17 protein-coding genes and 1 pseudogene are annotated in these 13,328 nt (G+C 62.6%); 10 read left to right on the plus strand and 8 right to left on the minus strand.

All coding sequences use genetic code 11. The features are described 5' to 3' along the window. Positions 1-11 precede the first annotated feature (11 nt). Positions 12-914 (plus strand): MBL fold metallo-hydrolase, encoded by a 903-nt coding sequence (locus ATY29_RS31065; RefSeq protein ID WP_025417560.1) that lies wholly within the window; start codon positions 12-14, stop codon positions 912-914. Positions 915-1,023: 109 nt separating this feature from the next. Here the strand turns inward: ATY29_RS31065 and ATY29_RS38060 are convergent. The 4 genes and pseudogenes from ATY29_RS38060 to ATY29_RS31085 all read right to left on the minus strand — a co-directional run. Then, positions 1,024-1,119 (minus strand): annotated as a pseudogene (locus ATY29_RS38060) (VapC toxin family PIN domain ribonuclease); the annotation flags it as partial. 24 nt (positions 1,120-1,143) lie between these two features. Then, on the minus strand, positions 1,144-1,689 hold the full coding sequence (locus tag ATY29_RS31075) for a YbhB/YbcL family Raf kinase inhibitor-like protein (RefSeq protein WP_025417559.1): 546 nt from the start codon (positions 1,687-1,689) through the stop codon (positions 1,144-1,146). 38 nt (positions 1,690-1,727) lie between these two features. Continuing rightward, the gene (locus ATY29_RS31080; protein WP_003570939.1) at positions 1,728-2,582 is read right to left on the minus strand and encodes an AraC family transcriptional regulator; all 855 of its coding nucleotides are present in this window, start codon (positions 2,580-2,582) and stop codon (positions 1,728-1,730) included. 197 nt (positions 2,583-2,779) lie between these two features. Beyond that, positions 2,780-3,676 (minus strand): LysR family transcriptional regulator, encoded by an 897-nt coding sequence (locus ATY29_RS31085; protein WP_003570940.1) that lies wholly within the window; start codon positions 3,674-3,676, stop codon positions 2,780-2,782. A 97-nt stretch (positions 3,677-3,773) separates the two neighbouring features. Here ATY29_RS31085 and ATY29_RS31090 point away from each other — a divergent pair, with 97 nt between their 5' ends. The 3 genes from ATY29_RS31090 to ATY29_RS31100 are packed head-to-tail and all read left to right on the plus strand — an operon-like array spanning position 3,774 to position 5,833. Continuing rightward, positions 3,774-4,148 (plus strand): Atu4866 domain-containing protein, encoded by a 375-nt coding sequence (locus ATY29_RS31090; protein WP_003570941.1) that lies wholly within the window; start codon positions 3,774-3,776, stop codon positions 4,146-4,148. Between the two features lie 56 nt (positions 4,149-4,204). Further along, complete coding sequence (locus ATY29_RS31095; RefSeq protein WP_172644317.1) at positions 4,205-5,056, plus strand: oxidoreductase; 852 nt, start codon at positions 4,205-4,207, stop codon at positions 5,054-5,056. A gap of 42 nt (positions 5,057-5,098) precedes the next feature. Further along, positions 5,099-5,833, plus strand: a complete 735-nt coding sequence (locus ATY29_RS31100) for an SDR family oxidoreductase (RefSeq protein ID WP_025417555.1) — start codon at positions 5,099-5,101, stop codon at positions 5,831-5,833. A gap of 23 nt (positions 5,834-5,856) precedes the next feature. Here the strand turns inward: ATY29_RS31100 and ATY29_RS31105 are convergent, their stop codons facing one another. Then, positions 5,857-6,423 (minus strand): methylated-DNA--[protein]-cysteine S-methyltransferase, encoded by a 567-nt coding sequence (locus tag ATY29_RS31105; RefSeq protein WP_025417554.1) that lies wholly within the window; start codon positions 6,421-6,423, stop codon positions 5,857-5,859. Positions 6,424-6,592: 169 nt separating this feature from the next. Between ATY29_RS31105 and ATY29_RS31110 the strand changes: the two genes are divergently transcribed. The 3 genes from ATY29_RS31110 to ybaK all read left to right on the plus strand — a co-directional run bounded on the left by ATY29_RS31110 (position 6,593) and on the right by ybaK (position 8,584). Beyond that, positions 6,593-7,654, plus strand: coding sequence for a succinylglutamate desuccinylase/aspartoacylase family protein (locus ATY29_RS31110; protein WP_025417553.1), 1,062 nt, complete (start codon positions 6,593-6,595; stop codon positions 7,652-7,654). 102 nt (positions 7,655-7,756) lie between these two features. After that, entirely contained in the window at positions 7,757-8,107 is a 351-nt protein-coding gene (locus ATY29_RS31115) for an ArsC family reductase (protein WP_097533732.1), read from the plus strand. Positions 8,108-8,110: 3 nt separating this feature from the next. Further along, positions 8,111-8,584, plus strand: coding sequence for a Cys-tRNA(Pro) deacylase (gene ybaK, locus ATY29_RS31120; RefSeq protein ID WP_097533733.1), 474 nt, complete (start codon positions 8,111-8,113; stop codon positions 8,582-8,584). Between the two features lie 2 nt (positions 8,585-8,586). On the opposite strand, the gene ATY29_RS31125 is transcribed toward ybaK, so the two are convergent. After that, the gene (locus tag ATY29_RS31125) at positions 8,587-9,030 is read right to left on the minus strand and encodes a MarR family winged helix-turn-helix transcriptional regulator (protein ID WP_037092517.1); all 444 of its coding nucleotides are present in this window, start codon (positions 9,028-9,030) and stop codon (positions 8,587-8,589) included. 79 nt (positions 9,031-9,109) lie between these two features. On the opposite strand from ATY29_RS31125, the gene ATY29_RS31130 reads away from it, so the two are divergent. Continuing rightward, positions 9,110-9,793: a glutathione S-transferase family protein gene (locus tag ATY29_RS31130; RefSeq protein ID WP_003570959.1), complete on the plus strand. Its 684-nt coding sequence runs from the start codon at positions 9,110-9,112 to the stop codon at positions 9,791-9,793. Between the two features lie 249 nt (positions 9,794-10,042). Further along, positions 10,043-11,296 (plus strand): aminopeptidase, encoded by a 1,254-nt coding sequence (locus ATY29_RS31135; protein ID WP_097533734.1) that lies wholly within the window; start codon positions 10,043-10,045, stop codon positions 11,294-11,296. Here ATY29_RS31135 and ATY29_RS31140 read toward each other — a convergent pair. Beyond that, a complete protein-coding gene (locus tag ATY29_RS31140) occupies positions 11,244-12,155 on the minus strand; it encodes an EamA family transporter (RefSeq protein ID WP_003570962.1) in 912 nt (303 codons plus the stop codon). The genes ATY29_RS31135 and ATY29_RS31140 overlap by 53 nt on opposite strands. A gap of 81 nt (positions 12,156-12,236) precedes the next feature. Here ATY29_RS31140 and ATY29_RS31145 point away from each other — a divergent pair, with 81 nt between their 5' ends. After that, complete coding sequence (locus tag ATY29_RS31145) at positions 12,237-12,734, plus strand: MarR family winged helix-turn-helix transcriptional regulator (protein ID WP_003570964.1); 498 nt, start codon at positions 12,237-12,239, stop codon at positions 12,732-12,734. Here ATY29_RS31145 and ATY29_RS31150 read toward each other — a convergent pair whose 3' ends face one another. Continuing rightward, positions 12,735-13,328 carry an NAD(P)H-dependent oxidoreductase gene (locus ATY29_RS31150; RefSeq protein WP_097533735.1) on the minus strand — a complete coding sequence of 198 codons (594 nt, stop codon included), beginning with the start codon at positions 13,326-13,328 and terminating at the stop codon, positions 12,735-12,737.

Here is a 13,328-nt window from a genome sequence, read left to right on the forward strand (position 1 = left end):
TGGAGTCCCACATGTTTTCGAGGAGACAGATCATGAAGACCACTCTTGCCATTGGCGCCGGCGCCGTTTTTGCGCCCGCCGATCTCGGCCACGCCGCCGGATCCAAGCTGTCCTGGAAGCACTTCCCGGCCGGTCCAAACGGTTTCTTCCGCGCGCCGGTCCTCGTCAGCGGTCCGTCGGAGGCCTTGCTGATCGACGGCGGCTTCAGCTATCCCGACGGGCGGGCGCTCGCGGACGCCATCAAGGCGACCGGCAAAAAGCTCACCGCAATCTATGTCAGCCAGTCGGACCCGGATTATTATTTCAGCCTGAAGCCCGTTCTCGAAGCCTTCCCAGGCACCAAGGTGCTTGCCGCATCCGATACGCTTGATGCCATCAAGGGCAATGTCGAGAAGAAGTTGGCGGTCTGGGGACCGCAACTCAAGGAAAACGGCCCGCAGACGCTCGCCGATATCGTCCTTCCGGAAGCCTTCGACGGCCCGGGCCTGATCGTCGACGGTGAGACGGTGGAGATCGTCGCAGCCGAAGCCGGCCTCGCCAACCGCCGCTATCTCTGGGTGCCGTCGCTGCCGGCCGTGTTCGGCGGTGTGATGATCTTCTCCGGCGTCCATGTCTGGACAGCCGACACGCAGAGCAAAGAGCAGCGCACCGCCTGGATCGCCACGCTCGACAAGATTGCGGCCCGCAAGCCGGCCGTCGTCGTGCCGGGACACCTCGTGCCCGAAGCGGCGACCGACCTTTCCGGCGTCGCCCACACCAAGGCCTACCTCCTCGCCTTCGAGGAAGAGCTGGCCAAGGCCCCGGACGCCGCCGCGCTGAAGGCCGCCATGGAAGCCCGCTTCCCCGGCCTCGGCATGGGCGTCGCCCTCGATATCGGCTCGAAGGTCGCCAAAGGCGAAATGAAGTGGGGCTGAGACTGCCGATCCCGACCTGATCCGGAGGACCTGTGAAGGCCCTCCGAGCAGCGCGGCGCCACTTCCCGGCCGCTCTGCCTGTTCCGACATCCGAACATCAGCAGCCGCGTCAGCCGGCTCCGCCGATCGGGTTGACGATCTGGAGACCGGCAAAGTCCTTCTCGTTGTCCGACACCACGACGCAGCCGTTCGCAACAGCGACGGCGGTGTTGCGGATCCAGAGCCGGCTTCAGCGGCCGTAGGTGACCTCGACGGATGCCTTGTCGAGCATATTTGCCCGGACATAGAAACCGACCATGGCGGCCGGCGCGGTATCGGGAAGCGGCAGGCTGTCGACCTTAAGTGCATAGACGGTGAACTGGTAGTGGTGCGGCGCATCGCCGGCCGGCGGGCATGCGCCGCCATATCCCGACGCACCAAAGTCGGTGTGACCTTGCACGGCGCCAGCCGGCAGCTTCTTGTCGCCGCTTGCGCCGGTGGCGATCTTCGAAGCATCTGCGGGAATATTGAACACCGACCAGTGCCACCAGCCGGAGCCGGTCGGGGCATCGGGATCGTAAGCCATGACAGCAAAGCTCTTGGTGCCCTCAGGAGCGCCGGACCAGACCAGTTCCGGCGAGATGTTCTTGCCCGAGCAGCCGAAGCCGTTGAAGACCTGCGCGTCGGCCATGGCCTTGCCTGACGTCAGATCTTTAGAGGTGAGTTTCATTTCGGCCTGTGCGGCCGTGGCGCCGACGACGGACGCGGCGAGAAGTGCTGTTGTGATAAAACGCATTTGGTTTTCCTGCGGTTGATGACGCCGGAAAACTATCGTCATCGAAGGAGCGCATCTGCCCCGCTATGCTCAACTTCTGCCCCGATCCGCTCAAAAGGCTCGGGGCCGTTGCGCACATGGCGTGGATTGACGCCGAACCGCTCCTTGAACCGCGCCGAAAATTGAGACGGCGAATCGTAACCAACCTCCAATGCGACCTGCGCCATCGGAAGCGTCGTCGTATGAATGAGCCCCAAGGCCCTGTTCATCCTTGTGTCGCTCAGGATCTCGCTGAAGCCGGTATTTTCCGCGGCGAGCCTGCGCCTCAGCGTCGCTTCGCTCATGTTGAAGGAACGCGCCGCGTGCGCCAATGTCCAAGCAAAGGCCGGATTACCTTCGATCAACTGCCTCAGCCGATCCTCAAGCCGAGGACTCTGGCTCTCACCCAGCACCGCACCGCAGAGCGCAAACCAGGTGACGAGTTCCACCAAACGAGCCTTGGCAATGGCGCCGGGAAGCCTCGCCAAATTGCCGGGCTGGCAGCAATAGTCAAACAATTCCGCTGCTTCCTGCGGCAGGCTCGAGGCGCTTGCCGGGAGCGGCCGCGAGGGAACGGCAATCGACCCCATGCTGACATAGGCATCCTCGAACAACTGTCTGGGAACAGGGAGTGCTACGGTCTGATAGTTTCGCGGGGCTTTCGGAATGTTCTCCATCGTCAATGGCTGATAGTCGGGCAGCAGGCCATACGCGCCGGCCTCGAGGCGCAAAGGCCTCTCATCCGCCATGATGATCTTCGTTCCCGATTGCACCCGGAACAACAAGGGGCTGGTATTGACGAGACGATAAAAACAGGCGCGCACACCCTGGCGGATCAGGGCCCTGGTCGGAACGGGAAAAACATTGTCCAGCATAGGTTCTCCCGCAACGGATGGATGATCATGGACCCAGGCGGCCATGAGCGCCGGAAATAGCAAATGCCCGTGCTAGGGGCAATCTCGACCGGGCGGCGCCTCGCGAAGAGGTCAGCTGAAAAATGACGGCGCCGTGCGTTCTTCCGGACGCGCGGCGCTCTAACACTATGAATCTGCGCATCGGAGATGGACGATCTCTACAGCCTGCCGGACCTCCTGATATAATCGACCAGGGCCCGCAGCTTCAGCGGCTGCCGCTGACGCCGGGGATAATAGAGATGGAAGCCCGGGAAGGGTGGGCAGAAGTCTTCCAGCAGCGGCAGGAGTTCACCGCGTTCGATATAGGGCTCAAAGGTTTCCACCATCCCGAAGGTGATACCAGCGCCGGCGCAGGCCATGCGGATCATCATTCCCATGTCGTTGGTCGTGACGACGGGATCAACCGCGACGTCGAAGTCGCGATCGTTTTCGGTGAATTCCCAGCGATAGGGCGCGGTATCGGGGCGCGGCCGCCAGCCGATGCAGGCATGGTTCTGAAGGTCGCGGGGATGGCGGGGTTGGCCACGGCGCTCGAGGTAGCCGGGCGACGCGGCCGCGCATTGCCGCTGCTGGCCGGAGACCGAGATCGCGATCATATCCTGTTCGATCAGCTCGCCGAGTCGGACGCCCGCATCGAAGCCGGCCTCGACGATATCGAATTCGTCATCGCCGATGGTGATATCGAGTTTGATTTCAGGGCAGGCCTGCATGAAGCCGGCCAGCAAAGTGCCGGACAGGAAGCTCTCGGCGATCGAGGAAACGGTGATCCTCAGCAAGCCACTCGGGCGCGCCTGCATCTCCCGCACCGTCTGCACCGCATCCCTCACCTGCCGTAGCGATGGACGAACCGCCTCGAAGAACACTTCACCGGCTTCGGTCAGCCTGACGCTGCGCGTTGTGCGCTGGACCAGGGCGACACCCACTCGATCCTCCAGGCGCTGCAGCGCCTGGCTGACGGCTGAGCGGGTGACACCGAGCCGCTCGCCGGCAAGGCGGAAATTGCGCGCCTCCGCCACCGCAAGAAAGACAGAGATACCTTCGAGATCATCGACCATTGGTTAGCAATTCTAACCAAGGCGTCGCTGATTGGCAACTTAATCGCCCCGTTTAGAAACGCTATCTTGCTGTCGCGGTCAAGCGAAAGGAAAAGCGATGCGTAACTTCTCAAGCAACGGCGTTCTGCATTTTCTCGCCGCGGCCACCTTGGTCGGCGCGGCGATCCCGGCCTCATCAGCAGATGGCTCGAACGACCGAAACCGCATGCGTCAACAGCCAGGTGAGAACACAATGCAGCAACATCCTTATATCGGCATGTGGGTAACGGATGACGGCCGGATCCGCCACGAACTTCTGCCCAATGGCCGTTACGACGAAGCCCGCGGCAGTCGGGAAAGCGCCTATCGAGGCCGTTACGAAGTCACCGGAAACCACATCGAATATTGGGACGACACCGGCTTCACCGCCGACGGCGATTTCGTCGACGGCAACACCCTCCATCACGGCGGCATGGTGTTTCGCCGCAAGTGATGCCGTCTCAAAGGCAAACTCACACAGGATGAGGCCGCGTCGCGCGGCCGGAAAGGATGACGATCATGTCTTCCACGACCCCCATCTGGCTGATAACAGGCGCATCGTCCGGCCTCGGCCGGGCCCTTGCCGAAGCGGTTCTCGCCCGCGGCTGGCGCGCCGCCATTACGGCGCGCAGACCCGAGGCCTTGAGCGATCTCACGGCAGAACACGGCGACCGCGCGCTGGCGCTTGCCCTCGATGTGACGGACAGCCGCTCCGTCGCCAGCGCGGTGCATGACGCTGAAACCCATTTCGGCGCGATCGACGTGCTGGTCAACAATGCCGGCTATGGCTACCTCTCGTCGATCGAAGAGGGCGAGGATGCCGATATACGCGCCCAGTTCGAGACCAATGTCTTCGGCTTGATCGATGTCACCAAACGGGTTCTGCCCGGCATGCGCTCACGCCGGCGGGGGCATATCTTCAACCTCTCTTCGCTTGGCGGGCTCGTCGCCTTCGCCGCGACCGGCTATTACCACGCCACCAAGTTCGCGGTCGAAGCCCTGTCGGAATCGCTGTCCCATGAGGTCAAGCCGCTCGGCATTGAGGTGACGATCCTCGAACCCGGTGCTTTCCGCACAGATTGGGCCGGCCGGTCGATGGTCGAATCCAAGACTGTTATCGACGACTATGCCGACACATCGGGCAAGCGGCGCCAGACCACCCGTTCGGCCTCCGGCAAGCAGCCGGGTGACCCGGCGCGCGCCGCAACGGCAATTATATCGGCGTTCGAGGCGGAGGAGCCGCCGCTGCGCCTGCTGCTCGGCGCCCCCGCATTGAAAATCGCCCGCGACCGGCTCGATGCGCTGCGGGCAAATTTCGATGCCTGGGCGGAAACGACGCTCAGCGCCGACTTCCCGAGCTGAGCGGACGCCCAGAAATCCTCAAACCTGCAAATGGAGTTTAAAATGTCCGATATCAAAGCAAAGGTAGTTGCCATTACCGGGGCCAGCAGCGGCATCGGAGAGGCCACGGCAAAGGTCCTTGCTGCCGCAGGCGCCCATATCGTCATCGGCGCGCGCCGCACCGAGCGCCTCGAAAAACTCGCCGATGAAATCGCCGCGAAGGGTGGCGTGGTGCGCCCGCGCAAGCTCGACGTCACCAACCGCTCCGAGGTGGAGGCCTTTACAAGCTTTGCCAGATCCGAATTCGGCCGGCTCGATGTCATCGTCAACAATGCCGGCGTCATGCCGCTCTCGCCGCTCGAGGCCCTCAAAGTCGAGGAGTGGGACCGGATGGTCGACGTCAATATCAAGGGCGTTCTCTACGGCATCGCGGCGGCCCTTCCGATCATGAAGGCGCAGGGATCGGGGCAGATCATCAACCTGTCTTCGATCGGCGGCCACAGTGTCTCACCGACGGCGGCCGTCTATTGCGCAACCAAATACGCGGTCCGGGCGATCTCGGACGGGCTGCGGCAGGAAACCGATCGCATCCGCGTCACCGTCATTTCTCCTGGCACCACGACCTCGGAACTGGCCGAGACGATCACCGATCCGACCGCGCGCGACGCCATGAAGGCGTTCAGGGCGGTCACGATCAGCCCGGAGGCCATCGCCAATTCGATCCTCTATGCCATCAGCCAGCCCGATGACGTCGATGTCAGCGAGATCATCATCCGCCCGACAGCCAGCCCTCATTGAGCCGCTGACGTTCGGCTCGCCGCCTAAAAACCCAGCGATTGCTGGGCTGGCGGCGGTGGGCCGAGTTGGACACCTTCGAGTTCCAGCATCCGGGTCTTCGATGACGAGCCGCCGGGCGCGGAGAAGCCGCCGATCTTGCCACCGGCGGCCAGCACCCGGTGGCAGGGAATGATCAGCGCGACGGGATTTTTTGCCATCGCCTGGCCGACATCGCGGGCCGCTTCCGGCCCGGCGCCGAGCTCCTTTGCCAGCGCGCCGTAAGTGGTCGTTCGGCCCCAGCCGACACGTCGTGCCGCCGCGTAAATATTTCGGAAGAAGTCATCCTGGCCGGCAAGATCGAGTTCGACGCCGGAAAAATCGATTTCCTCACCCTGGAAATAACGCTTCACGGCGGCGACCGTCTCCAGCACATCAGGGGTCGGGGTACTGGGTTCGGCATCCGGCAGGCGGCGCAACAGCAGCCGTTCGGTCGCTTCCGCAGTTTTCGTCGGCAGCTGGAAACGGGTGATGCCGACGTCGCTCCAGGCGATGCCGCAGAAACCGCCTGCGGTTTCGAAAATGAGATAGTGGTGCCTTGTCGACTCGTCCATGACATAGCCTCCGCGTTTTCGATTGAAACCAAAATCGTACCGAGTGGCCGCTGATTCAACCCGTTTCTTGCGCGCAAGTTCTTTTTTTGTTCCGATCACGGCCTTGTGCTGGCCGGATTTATGTCCATAAAACTCGGATAATCTATCCGATTGCAAGCGGGACCAAATCATGGACGTTTCAGAGATCACCATCCCGGGCGATACGCCGGGAACGGAATGGCGGCTGCCGGTACTGCGCTTCCAGGGCCGCGATCCGAAGGCGCCGAAGGTCTATATACAGGCGGCACTGCATGCCGGCGAGTTGCCGGGAACCGTGGCCTTGCATTTCCTCTGTGAGAGGCTGCGGCAAGCGGAAAGCGAAGGCGGAATTGCCAGCGACATCACCATTGTGCCGCAGGCCAATCCGATCGGTGCGGCGCAATCGCATTTCGGCGACCTGCAGGGCCGCTTCGACCTTGGCTCGCGCACCAATTTCAACCGGGATTTTCCGCTGATCTCCGTCGCCGATCGCGCCACGCTGCTGGACGATCTCGATGATTACCCGGCTACCGATAGGCTGAAGCGGCAGTTGCTGCATATGGCACTCGGCGCCGATCTTGTCCTCGACCTGCATTGCGACGACGAGTCCCTGCAATATGCCTATATCGACGAGGCCTTCTGGCCGGAGGCAGCCGATCTCGCCACCGCGCTCGAGATGGAGGCCGTGCTGCTTTCGGATGGCGAAAGCTCGGCCTTCGAGGAAGCCGTCGGTTTTGCATGGAAATATGAGGTTCCCGGCGAGCGCCGATCCCGGCTGCCGGGCAGGCTTTCCGTCACTGTCGAGTTGCGTGGCAAGCGCGATGTCGATCCGATGCTGGCGAAGCAGGATGCGGATGGGCTCTGGCGTTTCCTGGCCGCACGAGGAATCGTCGGCGAGGAGAAGGTGCTGCCGGCCGCGTTTTCCGGCCCCGCCGTGCCGCTCGACAATGTCGAGATTCTTCGTGCTCCCGAAGGCGGCGCCGTGCTCTTCCATCGCAACATCGGCCAAAGAATCGCCGAAGGGGAACTTCTGGCGACGATCGTCAGCCGGCCGGGGCAGCCGGGCGGTAGCATCGACTTGCATGCCCCGCAGGACGGCCTGGTCCTGACCCGAACGTCCGACCGGCTGGTACGGCGACGCGGCGACCTGATGAAGATCGCCTGCGACGGCCCCAGTAGCGCCTTGCGCAAGGCCGGCACGCTGGAGAATTGAGCCGCGCCAGTACCGATGCGCTAGGGGATAAAAGGCTGCACGGCGTTTGCGCCGGCCTTCGCCCATGCTATCTCGCTGCCATCACAGGGAGATCGATCGGGCATGGCCGTCACCATCTATGGCATCAAGAATTGCGACACGATGAAGAAGGCCCGCAACTGGCTGGAAGACCACGGCGTCGCCCATGAATTTCACGATTACAAGGCGCTGGGCATCGACCGCGCCCATCTCGAGAGCTGGATCGATCAGGCCGGCCTCGACACCGTGCTCAACCGTGCCGGCACGACCTTCCGCAAACTGCCCGATGCCGAGCGCGAGAACCTGACCCGGGAGAAGGCGATCGCGCTGATGCTCGACCAGCCGTCGATGATCAAGCGGCCGGTGCTGGAGACGAAGGGCAGGCTGCTGATCGGCTTCAGGCCAGAAGTTTATGCGGATATGTTCAAGGGCTGAGCAATGTCCAAAACCACCCGCGCCACACAGCTTCTTTCGCAGTCAGGCGTCACCTTCTCCGTTCATGCCTATGAATACGACCCCGGCGCCGAGCGTGTCGGGCTGCAGGCGGCGGAAGCGCTTGGCGAGGCCCCGCATCGGGTGCTGAAGACGCTGATGGCCGAAGTCGACGGCAGGCCGGTCTGCGTCGTTGTGCCGTCGGATCGCGAAGTCAGCATGAAGAAGCTTGCGAGCGCCTTTGGCGGCAAGTCGGCTAATATGATGAAACCCGCAGATGCCGAGCGGCTGACGGGCTACCATGTCGGCGGCATCAGCCCCTTCGGCCAGAAGAAGAGCGTGCCGACGGCGATCGAGGCATCGGCCCTTGCCGAGCCGCTCGTCTATATCAATGGCGGACAGCGCGGGCTGCAGGTGCGGCTCGATCCGAAGGATGCGTTGAAGACGCTGAAGGCCATCGCTGCGCCATTGATCGCCTGATATCAGAGAAAACGGTCGAGCAGGCACGCGAGCATCTTCGCTTCGCTTTCGGCAAGCCTGCAGCCGATATGTGTCTCGATCGATTTGCCATAGACGCCCCACATGCGCTCGCGCAGCTGCCGGCCATGCTCGGTGATGACAACCCAGCGGCCTCGCCCATCCCTGGCGAAGACTTCGCGCCGGACGAGCCCCTCTCTTTCCAGCCGGTCGATCAGGCGGGAAAGATTATATTGCGCAAGCAATGTCTGCTCTTCGATCTCATAGGGACGCAGCCTGCCATCTTGCGCGCGCGCCAATTCCCACAGCACGTCGTACCAGGCAAGCGGCGGCATGCCGGCCGCTTTCAGATCGGCTTCGATCGCCCCGAGCAGACGCTCGCGGGCGCGGATGATGCTCGTCCAGGCGCGGGTGGAGGCTTCGCTCGGCTCTACTGTTTTATGCGACATCAATGCAATTACATCTACCTTGAAATCCGCAGCAAGCGATATTAGATGCATTTGCATATATAATGTTGGGAGATTTCCTATGAGCAAGCTTACCCTCATCAGCCATCACCTCTGCCCCTATGTGCAGCGCGCCGCCATCGCGCTTCTCGAAAAGGGCGTGGCCTTCGAGCGCATCAACATCGATCTTGCCAATAAGCCGGACTGGTTTCTGAAAATCTCGCCACTCGGCAAGGTGCCGCTGCTGCGGATCGAGGAGGCGGATGGCAGCGAGGCCGTGCTGTTCGAAAGCAGCGTCATCTGCGAATATCTGGAAGAGACGCAAGCGGGCGCCGCCCTGCATCCGGCCGATCCGCTGACCCGCGCCCGTCATCGCGGCTGGATGGAATTCGGCTCGTCGGTGCTCTCCGACCTCTGGGGTTATGAAACGGCGCAGGACGCGGTGCAGTTGGAGACCAAGCGCCAGGCGCTGATTTCCAAATTCACGACGATCGAGGGCGCGCTGACCGATGGACCCTATTTCGCCGGCAGCAGCTTCAGCCTTGTCGACGCCGTCTTCGCGCCGGTCTTCCGTTATTTCGATCTCTTCGACACGCTCAGCGATAGCGGCATTTTCGACGGGCTCGAGCGGGTCAAACGCTGGCGCACGGCGCTGTCTCAGCGGGCGAGCGTCAAGGACGCCGTCGGCGCGGATTACCCGCAGCGGCTGATGGAGTTTCTCGAGAAACATAGCTCGATCCTGCTCAGGCAGTCTGCCGCCGCTTGAGGCCCGCCGCGCGGCCGGACCGACTTCCGGCCGCATCAATTTCGGCAGCGGCGCACTTCATTTTCGCCGCAAACGGGGCTAAGTCTGCCAACCTCTGGAGCGGTTCAGCTTTCACGGAAGCGCAGAACCGCTCCAATCTTTTGGATTCACGCAATTCCCGGCAAAAGCGCTTCGCGCTTTGCCTGAGAAAACCGCTTCGCACTTTTCCTGGAATTGCTCTAGCGTCGATCACAGAAGGCAGGTTGAACCATGACTTTCATGCCCCAGAGCCAGAATACCATTGATCCCGACAAGCTGGACAAGCTTGCCGAAGTTGCCGTCAAGGTCGGGCTGCAACTGCAGGAGGGTCAGGATCTGGTGGTCACCGCGCCTGTCGTGGCGTTGCCGCTCGTCCGCCTGATCACCAAACACGCCTATCAGGCCGGCGCCGGGCTGGTGACCGCCTTTTATTCCGACGAAGAAACGACGCTGGCGCGCTATCAACACGGCAGCGACGAAAGCTTCGACCGCGCCTCCGAGTGGCTCTATGAGGGCATGGCCAAGGCCTATGCCAACGGCGCGGCCCGTCTGGCGGTCGCCGGCGACAATCCGCTGCTGCTGTCCGGGCAAGATGCCGGCAAGGTCGGCCGTGCCAATCGCGCCAACTCCGCCGCCTATAAGCCGGCGCTGGAAAAGATCTCGAATTTCGACATCAACTGGAACATCGTCTCCTATCCCAATCCGTCCTGGGCCAAGGTGGTTTTCCCCGACGACCCCGAGCCGATCGCGATCGCCAAGCTCGCCAAGGCGATCTTTGCCGCCTCGCGTGTCGATGTCAGCGACCCGATCGCCGCCTGGGCCGAGCACAATGCCAATCTTGCCAAGCGCTCCGCCTGGCTGAACGGCGAGCGCTTCGCCGCACTGCATTTCAGGGGACCCGGCACCGATCTGACGGTCGGCCTTGCCGACGGGCATGAATGGCATGGCGGCGCGTCCACTGCCAAGAATGGCGTGACCTGCAATCCGAACATCCCGACCGAGGAAGTGTTCACCACGCCGCATGCGCTGCGCGTCGAAGGCCATGTGTCGAGCACCAAGCCGCTTTCGCATCAGGGCACGCTGATCGACGATATCCAGGTGCATTTCGAGGGCGGGCGTATCGTCGAGGCGAAGGCGTCGCGCGGCGAAGAGGTGTTGAACAAGGTGCTCGATACCGACGAGGGCGCGCGCCGGCTCGGCGAAGTGGCGCTGGTGCCACATTCCTCGCCGATCTCGGCCAGCGGCATTCTGTTCTACAACACGCTGTTCGACGAAAACGCCTCCTGCCATATCGCGCTCGGCCAGTGCTATTCCAAGTGCTTCCTGAACGGCGCGACGCTGAGCCAGGAAGAGATCAAGGCGCAGGGCGGCAATTCCAGCCTGATCCATATCGACTGGATGATCGGTTCAAACAAGGTCGATATCGACGGCATCACACCGGATGGTTCGCGGGTTCCGGTGATGCGGCAGGGCGAATGGGCCTGACCGGCATCGTCGCGCGCTGACTGAACCAGACGCCGGCAAGCACCATGGCGAAGCCGGCGATCTGCGCCGGCGCCAGGCTCTGGCCGAGCGCCAGCCAGCCGAGCAGGGTCGCGACAACAGGGCTGAGAAAACCGAGCGAGGCGACCGCCGAGGGCTCGATGCGCGACAGGCCGCGAAACCAGAGCAGATAGGTGAAAGCCGCGCCGATCAGGCCCAGATAGGCGATGCCGGCAATGTTTGCGGCGCTCGGTGCCGGCAGCGACGGTTCGAGCAAAAGCGCGAAGGGCAGCAGCAGGATGCCGCCTGCGGTCAATTGCCAGGCGGTGAAGGTGAGGTTTGACACCGGCGGCGCCCAGCGCCGCGTCAGCACCGTGCCGAAGGCCATCGAGACGGCGCCGGCAAGCCCGGCGGCAACACCCACAGGATCGAGCCCAGCCTTCGGCGTCAGCACCAGCAAGCCGACGCCGGCCATGCCGGCAAGACCCGCCAGCACGGCAAGCGGCCGGATCGGATTGCCGAGGAAAAGCCGTGACAGCGCGATGACGATCAGCGGCTGCACGGCGCCGACCGTTGCGGCAACGCCGCCGGGCAGCCGGTAGGCCGAGACGAAGAGCATGGCCCAAAAGAACGAGAAGTTCAGGGCGCCGAGAATGAACGCCCTTCCCCACCAGAGGCCGGTCGGCAGCTTCCGAACAATCAGCAGCAGCAGCAGGCCCGCCGGCAGGGCGCGCAGCAGGGCGACCGTCAGCGGATAGCCCTGGGGCAGGAAGGATGTGGTGACGAAATAGGTGCTGCCCCAGATGGCCGGCGCCACAGCGGTGGTCAGCACGTCGCCGAGGTATCGCGGATTTGTCTTCATATCAAGAATCTCTAGTTCAAGATAAATTCAGGATAGCGTATTTTATCTTGACGTCAAGATGTCCACTGATATCGATAGGGAATGGCTAAAGAGAAGCAAGACCACGTCGACAGGATCCTGGCGCAATGGCGGCGTGAGCGGCCGGATCTCGATGTCGAACCGATGGGCATTCTCGGGCGTCTGAAGCGGCTTGGCACTCATCTCGGCCGCGAGGTCGAAGTCGTGCTGCTGAAACACGGCCTTTCCACCTCGGCCTTCGATGTGTTGGCCACCCTTCGCCGCTCCGGCGCGCCTCACCGGCTTTCGCCGGGCGAGCTTCTGGAGATGACGATGGTCAGTTCCGGGACGATGACGAACCGGATCGACCGGTTGGAGAAGGCGGGCTTCGTCCAGCGCATTCTCAATCCGGAAGACAGGCGCAGCGTGCTGATTGCCCTGACGGACAAGGGGTTTGCCACTGTCGAAGAGGCGGTCGACGCCCATGCCGCCAACCAGCAACGGCTGACGGCAAATCTGAGCGCTGCCGACAAGGCGGAACTCGACCGGCTGCTGAAGAAATTCCTGTCGGATTTCGAATAGTTACCAGACGGCAGCGAGCGTCTTGCGAACGCGTTCCAGATGCGCCTTGCGCCTGGCTTCCGTCGTGCGGTCCATGTCGTGCAGGCTCAGCATGCGGAAGACGAGCTTCTTCGAGCAGAAATTGGCGATGCCGCGCTTCAGCAGGCGGCGGAGCGGATTGCCCATATAGAGATGCACCAGCCACCAGGGTGAGGCCGTCGTGGTCAGCGCATAGAGCAGCCGGATATTGGTGAGCTGCGGCACGATGCGACCGCCGGCGGCATCATGGGTGAAAGCAATGCCGGGGGCAAAAATGCGATCGAAGAAGCCCTTCAGAATGGCCGGGAAATTGAACCACCACTGCGGAAAGACGAGAATAAGACCCTCGGCTGCCCTCAGGCGGGCAACGATATCGGCCACTGCTGACGTGTCGTACGGCACATCGAAATAATTGCGGCGCTCGGCCGGAGACAGACGCGGATCGAAATCCTCGCCATAAAGATCAATGAGATCGACGACATGGCCGGAAGCTTCCAGTGCCTCGCGGGCCGTGCGCGCCACCGAGGCTGCAAAGCTTTCCGGCAATGGATGGGCAAGCACCAGCAAGATCCGCAT

Source organism: Rhizobium hidalgonense, assembly GCF_002914525.1.
Lineage (GTDB): Bacteria > Pseudomonadota > Alphaproteobacteria > Rhizobiales > Rhizobiaceae > Rhizobium > Rhizobium hidalgonense.